Origin of the sequence: Variovorax sp. CAN15 (assembly GCF_030462475.1) — a bacterium.
Lineage (GTDB): Bacteria > Pseudomonadota > Gammaproteobacteria > Burkholderiales > Burkholderiaceae_C > Variovorax.
Map to the genome: position 1 here is coordinate 1 of NZ_JASMRZ010000137.1, position 6,870 is coordinate 6,870.

The 6,870-nt window shown below is 67.3% G+C and carries 6 protein-coding genes; all 6 read left to right on the forward strand.

Annotation, left to right across the window (positions count from 1 at the left end; all coding sequences use genetic code 11):
- Positions 1-327: ABC transporter ATP-binding protein (locus QMO14_RS32245; RefSeq protein WP_295978404.1), on the forward strand; the 327-nt coding region annotated here is incomplete at its 5' end.
- A 54-nt stretch (positions 328-381) separates the two neighbouring features.
- A complete protein-coding gene (locus QMO14_RS32250; RefSeq protein WP_301512148.1) occupies positions 382-1,875 on the forward strand; it encodes an ABC transporter substrate-binding protein in 1,494 nt (497 codons plus the stop codon).
- 4 nt (positions 1,876-1,879) lie between these two features.
- The gene (locus tag QMO14_RS32255; protein ID WP_301512149.1) at positions 1,880-3,301 is read left to right on the forward strand and encodes an amidase; all 1,422 of its coding nucleotides are present in this window, start codon (positions 1,880-1,882) and stop codon (positions 3,299-3,301) included.
- Positions 3,302-3,329: 28 nt separating this feature from the next.
- Entirely contained in the window at positions 3,330-4,793 is a 1,464-nt protein-coding gene (locus QMO14_RS32260) for an aldehyde dehydrogenase family protein (RefSeq protein ID WP_301512150.1), read from the forward strand.
- Positions 4,794-4,802: 9 nt separating this feature from the next.
- Complete coding sequence (locus QMO14_RS32265) at positions 4,803-5,708, forward strand: NAD(P)-dependent oxidoreductase (protein WP_301512151.1); 906 nt, start codon at positions 4,803-4,805, stop codon at positions 5,706-5,708.
- 388 nt (positions 5,709-6,096) lie between these two features.
- Positions 6,097-6,870, forward strand: a 774-nt coding sequence (locus QMO14_RS32270; RefSeq protein ID WP_301512153.1) for an IS5 family transposase, incomplete at its 3' end; no start/stop codon positions are given.

A 6,870-nucleotide genomic window follows, 5' to 3' on the forward strand; every position in this document is an offset into this window, starting at 1 on the left:
GGCGGCCAGCGCCAGCGCATCGCCATCGCGCGCGCGCTCATCACGCGCCCCAAGCTCATCGTGGCCGACGAGCCCGTGAGCGCGCTCGACGTCTCGGTGCAGGCCCAGGTGCTCAACCTGATGCAGGACCTGCAGCAGCAGTTCGGCATCAGCTACCTGCTCATCAGTCACGACCTGGCGGTGGTCAACCATCTGTGCGACGAGGTCTGCGTGGTCTTCAAGGGCCGCATCGTGGAGCGCGGCCGTCCGGCCGACCTGTTCGAGCACGCGCAGCACGAGTACACGCGCACCCTGCTTTCCGCCGTCCTCCACACGCCATCGCGCTAGCCGGGACGAGCACTCTTTTTCTTCCCTTTCACACTCACCTCCAGGAACTATCGAATGTTGAAGCGACGCACACTCATGACTTCCGCCATGGCCGCGGCAATCCCGGGTGTCTTCCTGCCCCAGGCCCGCGCGCAGGCCGGCAAGAACACGCTGACGATCGGCATGCCGCTCGAACCGCCGGGCCTGGACCCGACCAGCGGCGCCGCATCGGCCATCGCGGAAATCACGCAGTACAACATCTTCGAGACGCTCACCAAGGTGAACGCCGACGGCAGCGTCACGCCGATGCTGTCGGAGAGCTGGTCGTCGTCGCCCGACATGAAGACCTTCGTCTTCAAGCTGCGCAAAGGCGTGCGCTTCGAGAACGGGCAGCCCTTCAACGCGCAAACGGTGAAGTTCTCCTTCGACCGCGCGGGCGGCGCCAAGAGCACCAACAAGGACAAGCGCTTCTTCAGCGAGATCGGCACCGTGGTGCTCGACGAGTACACGGTGGGCGTCAACAGCACGCTGTCGAACCCCGACCTGCCCTTCATGCTGGGCCAGTCCACCGCCTGCATCGTGGAGCCCAGGAGCGCCGAGACCAACGCCACCGCACCCGTGGGCACCGGCCCCTACAAGCTGGCGGCATGGCAGCGCGGTGCCTCGTGCACGCTGGTGAAGTCGCCGACCTACCGCGATCCGAACCTCGCGAAGACGCAGAAGTTCGTCTTCCGCTTCATGTCGGACACTGCCGCGCAGACCGCCGCGCTGCTGTCGAACGACATTGACATCTTCCCGCGCGCGGGCACGCGCTCGGTGAGCCAGTTCAAGGGCAACGCGCGCTTCCAGGTGATCGAGGTGGGCACGCGCGGCAAGGTGATCCTGACCATCAACAACCGCAAGAAGCCGCTGGACGACGTGCGCGTGCGCCGCGCGATCCTGGCGGCCATCGACCGCAACGCGATCATCCAGGGCGCCGCCGACGGCTTTGGCAAGCCCATCGGCAGCCACTACGCGATGGGCGCGCCGGGCTTCATCGACACCACCGCGATGAACCCCTTCGACGTGGAAAACGCGAAGAAACTGTTGGCCGAGGCCGGCGTGAAGACGCCGCTGGAGCTGCGCCTGCAGCTGCCGCCGCCCTCCTACGCCCGCCAGGGCGGCGAGGTGATCGCCGCGCAGCTCGCGCAGATCGGCATCAACGTGAAGATCCAGAACGTCGAGTGGGCCCAGTGGCTCAGCGGCACCTTCGGCGGCGCGCACGACTTCGACCTGACCATGGTCGCGCACGTGGAGCCCTTCGACCTCGTGAAGTACACCGAGCCCGACTACTACTGGGGCTACGACTCGAAGAAATTCCGCGACCTGTTCGTCACCATCCAGAACGAAGAGAACAAGAAGCACCGCGCCGACCTGCTGGCCGATGCCCAGCGCATGCTGGCGACCGACGCGGTCAACGGCTTCCTCTACCAGGCTGTGTTCCCGACCATCGCGCGCAAGGAAGTGAAGGGCCTGTGGCCGAGCATGCCGATCGTGGTGAACGACCTGGCCGCGATCTCGTGGGGCTGATGCGATGAGCACGTCGACATCGAAGCCGCTGTATTCCCTGGGCGTGCAGGAGCTGCGCGCGGCCTATGCCTCCAAGGAACTCTCGCCGGTGGAAGTGGCGCGTTCGGTGAACGAGCGCATCGCCGCCTACGAGCCCGAGCTGCATGCCACCTGGCTCTTCCGCCCCGAACTGGCGCTGGAGCAGGCCCGCGCCTCCGAAGCCCGCTGGCTCGCCGGCAAGCCGCTCGGCACGCTCGACGGCGTGCCCGTGACCATCAAGGACAACCTCGCGACCAAGGGCGATGCGATGCCGCTGGGCACCGCCGCCTACGAGCTGGTGCCGATGAGCTACGACTCGCCGCCCGCCGCGCGCCTGAAGGAAGACGGCGCGGTGCTGGTCGCCAAGACCACCATGCCCGACCTGGGCATGCTGTCGTCGGGACTGTCGAGCTTTCATGAACTCTCGCGCAACCCTTGGGACCTGTCGCGCACGCCCGGCGGCTCCAGTGCGGGCGCCGGCGCCGCCGCCGCGGCCGGTTATGGCCCGCTGCACGTGGGCACCGACATCGGCGGCTCGCTGCGCCTGCCGGCGAGCTGGTGCGGCATCTACACGCTCAAGCCCAGCTTCGGGCGCATTCCGCTGAGCTCGCCCTACATGGGCCGCTGCGCCGGCCCGATGACACGCACCGTGGCCGACTCGGCGCTGATGATGGCCTCGGTCGCACAGCCCGACGACCGCGACTACTCCGAGCTGCCGCCGCCCGTCATCGACTGGACGGCCTTCGAGGTCGACCCGTCGTTCATCAAGGGCAAGCGCGTGGCGCTGCACATGGACGCGGGCTGCGGCCTGCCACTCGATCCGCAGATCGCCGAAGCGGTGCGCCGCGCGGCGAAGCGCATCGAGGACGCCGGTGCCGTGATCGAAGAGATCCCGGCCTTCATGACGCCGAAGATGCTGCAGGGCATGGACCACTTCTGGCGCATGCGCTCGTGCATCGACATCCAGGCGATGGCGCCCGAGGTGCGCGCGAAGATCCTGCCGTACATCCGCGAATGGGCCGAGAGCGCGGCCGGCTTCTCGGGCGCGCACATCTTCGACGCCTACAGCCAGTTCATCGCCGTGCGTGCGGCCGCAATTGCCGCTACCAAGGCCTACGACTTTGTAATCTCGCCGGTGTCACCCAACATGCCCGCGCCGGCCGACCACGCCTCGCCGACCAACGATCCGATGCTGCCGCTGGAGCACATCGGCTTCACGGTGCCCTACAACATGTCGGAGCAGCCCGCTGCCTCGATCAACTGCGGCTACTCGGCCGAGGGCTTGCCCATCGGCCTGCAGATCGCAGGGCGCCGCTTCGACGACCTGGGCGTGCTGCAGTTCAGCCGCGCCTTCGAGCAGATCCGCGAAACGCAGAAACCCTGGCCGGAGCCCCGCGCTTCGCGCTGACCGGTCCCAAGGAAGGAGACACGACACCATGAACGCAGCAGCAGTTGCAGCAGCCCACTACATCGACGGACGCCATGTGCAGTCCGAAGGCAACGCCACCATCGACGTGATCGACCCGAGCGACGGCAGCAAGTTCGGCGAGATCGCGCGCGGCACCGCCGCCGACGTGGACACCGCCGTGCGCGCCGCGCGCCAGGCCATGGGCGAGAACTTCGACGGCCCCTGGGGCGGCATGACCGCGCTGCAGCGCGGACGCCTGCTCGCCAAGCTAGGCGCCGCCGTCATGGAGCACCACGAGGAGCTGGCCCAGCTCGAGGCGCGCGACACCGGCAAGGCACTGCGCGTGGCGCGCAACGACGCCACCGCGCTGGCCCGCTACATGGAGTACTACGCCGGCGCATGCGACAAGCTGCACGGCGACACCCTGCCCTACGAGCGCGGCTACACCGTGCTGACCGTGCGCGTGCCGCACGGCGTGACGGGCCACATCATTCCCTGGAACTACCCGATGCAGATCGCGGGCCGCAGCGTGGGCGCCTCCCTCGCGGCGGGCAACGCCTGCGTGGTGAAGCCGGCGGAAGACGCGAGCCTGTCGCTGCTGCGCCTGGCCGAGATCGCGACCGAGGTGGGCTTTCCGGCCGGCGCGCTCAACGTGGTGACCGGCTACGGCAAGGAAGCCGGCGCGGCGCTGTGCGCGCACCCGGGCATCGACCACATCTCGTTCACCGGCTCGACCATGACCGGCCGCAGCGTAGGCCTGGCAGCCGCCGAGCGCCATTGCCCGGTGACGCTGGAGCTGGGCGGCAAGTCGCCGCAGATCGTGTTCGCCGACGCCGACCTCGACGCGGCCGAGCCGGTGCTGCTGAACGCCATCATCCAGAACGCCGGCCAGACCTGCTCGGCGGGCAGCCGCGTGCTGGTGGAGCAGTCGGTCTATGAAGAAGTGGTGCAGCGGCTCGCCAAGCGCTTTGCAGCAGTGCGCGCGGGCACGCCCGCCGAAGACCTGGACATGGGCCCGCTCATCAACGAAAAGCAGTTCCGCCAGGTGCGCGACATGGTCGCGACCGCCGAGGCCGCCGGCCTGAAGGTGGCTGCTCGCGGTACGGTGTCGCCCAATGCGTCTTCCACCGGTTACTACCAGGAGGCCGTACTGTTCCGCGACGTGCCGCACGAGAGCGACATCGCGCAGCGCGAGATCTTCGGCCCCGTGCTGGCCCTGACGCCCTTCGCCGACGAGGCCGAGGCGGTGCGCCTGGCCAACGGCACGGACTTCGGCCTGGTGGCCGGCGTGTGGACCCGCGACGGCGCGCGCCAGCTGCGCATGGCGCACAAGCTGCATTGCGGCCAGGTCTTCGTCAACAATTACGGTGCGGCGGGTGGTGTAGAACTGCCTTTCGGCGGCGTGAAATCCAGCGGCTTCGGCCGCGAGAAGGGCTTCGAGGCCCTGCTCGGTTTCACGACCCTCAAGACCATCGCCATCAAGCACGGATGAAGACAACACATGACAACCACTGAACAGCAGCAGCAAGCGCCGCGCAAGGTCGGCCTCGTCGGCGTGGGCCTGATGGGCCACGGCATCGCCAGCAACATCGTCAAGCACGGCCACCAGCTCACCGTGCTGGAGCACGCGGGCAACCAGCCCATCGACGGCCTGCTGAAGGCCGGTGCCACCTCGGTGAATGACGTGGCCTCGCTGGCCGCGCGGGTCGATGTGCTGATCCTGTGCGTCACCGGCACCCCGCAGGTCGAGGCCGTGATGCTGGGCACTCAGGACAGTCCAGGCGCACTGAGCACCCTGCGCCCCGGCACGGTGGTCATCGACTGCTCCACCGCAGTGCCCGCCTCCACTGCCAAGGTGGCTGAAGCGGTGAGCGCCAAGGGCGGCAAGTTCATCGACGCGCCCATGACCCGCACCGCCAAGGAGGCCGCCGAAGGCCGCCTGAACCTGCTGGTGGGCGGCGACGAGCAAGTGCTGGCCTCGTGCCTGCCACTGCTGCGCTGCTTCGCCGAGAACGTCACGCACGTGGGCGGCATCGGCGCCGGCCACGCGATGAAGCTGCTGCACAACTTCGTGTCGCTGGGCACCGTGGCGCTGCTGTGCGAGGCCGCGGCCTGCGCCGAACACGCCGGCGTGAAGCCCGACGTGTTCGTCGACGTGCTCGCCAAGGGCGGTGGCAACGGCGTGGCGCTGGAACGCGTCAAGCCCAAGCTGCTGACCGGCAGCACCGATTCGCTGAAGTTCTCGATGGCGAATGCGAAGAAGGACCTGGGGTACTACAACGACATGGCGGAGCAGTCGTCTTCGAGCCATGGCATTGCGCAGGCTGTCGATGCGCTGCTGACTCATGGGGTCGAGAAGTTCGGTGGGGACCGGATGGTGCTTGATCTGGTCGAAGCGTTGCGCTGATTCTTTTTTTGCTCTTGCTCTGTGTGCCGCCTTTGCTTCGGGGCGCGTGCGCAGGGCACCGGGTACTCCCCTCCGCGAATGTCCTCCGCCCTTCGGGCTCCCCCTTTATTTCGCTGCGGGGAGCACCCGGTGCCCTGCGCACGGTGAGGGCGGCTGTGGCGTTGGTGGTGCGGCCGCTGTGGCGAATTGCGGATGGACGTGCGCTGGCGCACCAGTGACTTGGGCGGCGGACATGCCGCGCGGCAGCGGCGTGGGTCTGCGGCAGGAGGACGTGGCTTACGATGGCGGCTGACGGCCAGGAACCGACGCTCGCAGGTCCCTTAAGGAAGGTCTGATCAAGAGCACGTTTCTTGCATGAAGGACTGAACCCTGCAAAGGAGCACGAGCGATGAGCCAGATCAGTTTTGCGGATGCGGAGCAAGCGGGCAAGAGGAAGAAGACCAGGCGCGAAGTCTTCCTTGGCGAGATGGAGCTTGTAGTGCCGTGGAAGGCACTGCTCAAGGTCATCGAACCTCACTATCCAGTGGCAGGCCGAGGCCGTCGGCCCTACCCGTTGCAAGCCATGCTGCGCGTGCACCTGATGCAGAACTGGTTCGCGCTGAGCGACCCGGCGATGGAGGAAGCTTTGTATGAGATCGCCTCGCTGCGCACTTTCGCCGGACTCGGTCTGGAGGCGATCCCCGACGAGACAACCATCCTGAACTTCCGCCACCTGCTTGAGGCCAGCGACTTGGCCGAGGACATCTTCAAGCAGGTCAACGCCCACCTGGCCAAGAAGGGGCTGCTGCTGAAGCGCGGCTCCATCGTGGATGCAACCATCATTGCAGCACCCAGTTCGACCAAGAACAGCACCGGCGAGCGAGACCCCGAGATGCACCAGACGAAGAAGGGCAACCAATGGCACTTCGGGATGAAGGCGCACATCGGCGTGGATGCAGACTCGGGGCTGGTGCACACGGTGACGACCACGGCGGCCAACGAGGCAGATGTGGAACAGGTGAGCGATCTGCTGCACGGCAAAGAGGACGAGGTGTGGGCAGACTCAGGCTATCGCGGAGCACAGAGCCGAGTGAAGCGCAGCGTGCAATGGCACATTGCCGGCCGGCCCAGCGATATGGCGAAGATGCCGGAGGGCCGCGCCAAGGCCAGGGCGCGCAAGCAG

Coding starts and splice junctions, on each gene's coding strand:
- QMO14_RS32250 (WP_301512148.1), top strand. CDS start 382: ATGTTGAAGCGACGCACACTCATGACTTCCGCCATGGCCGCGGCAATC.
- QMO14_RS32255 (WP_301512149.1), top strand. CDS start 1,880: ATGAGCACGTCGACATCGAAGCCGCTGTATTCCCTGGGCGTGCAGGAG.
- QMO14_RS32260 (WP_301512150.1), top strand. CDS start 3,330: ATGAACGCAGCAGCAGTTGCAGCAGCCCACTACATCGACGGACGCCAT.
- QMO14_RS32265 (WP_301512151.1), top strand. CDS start 4,803: ATGACAACCACTGAACAGCAGCAGCAAGCGCCGCGCAAGGTCGGCCTC.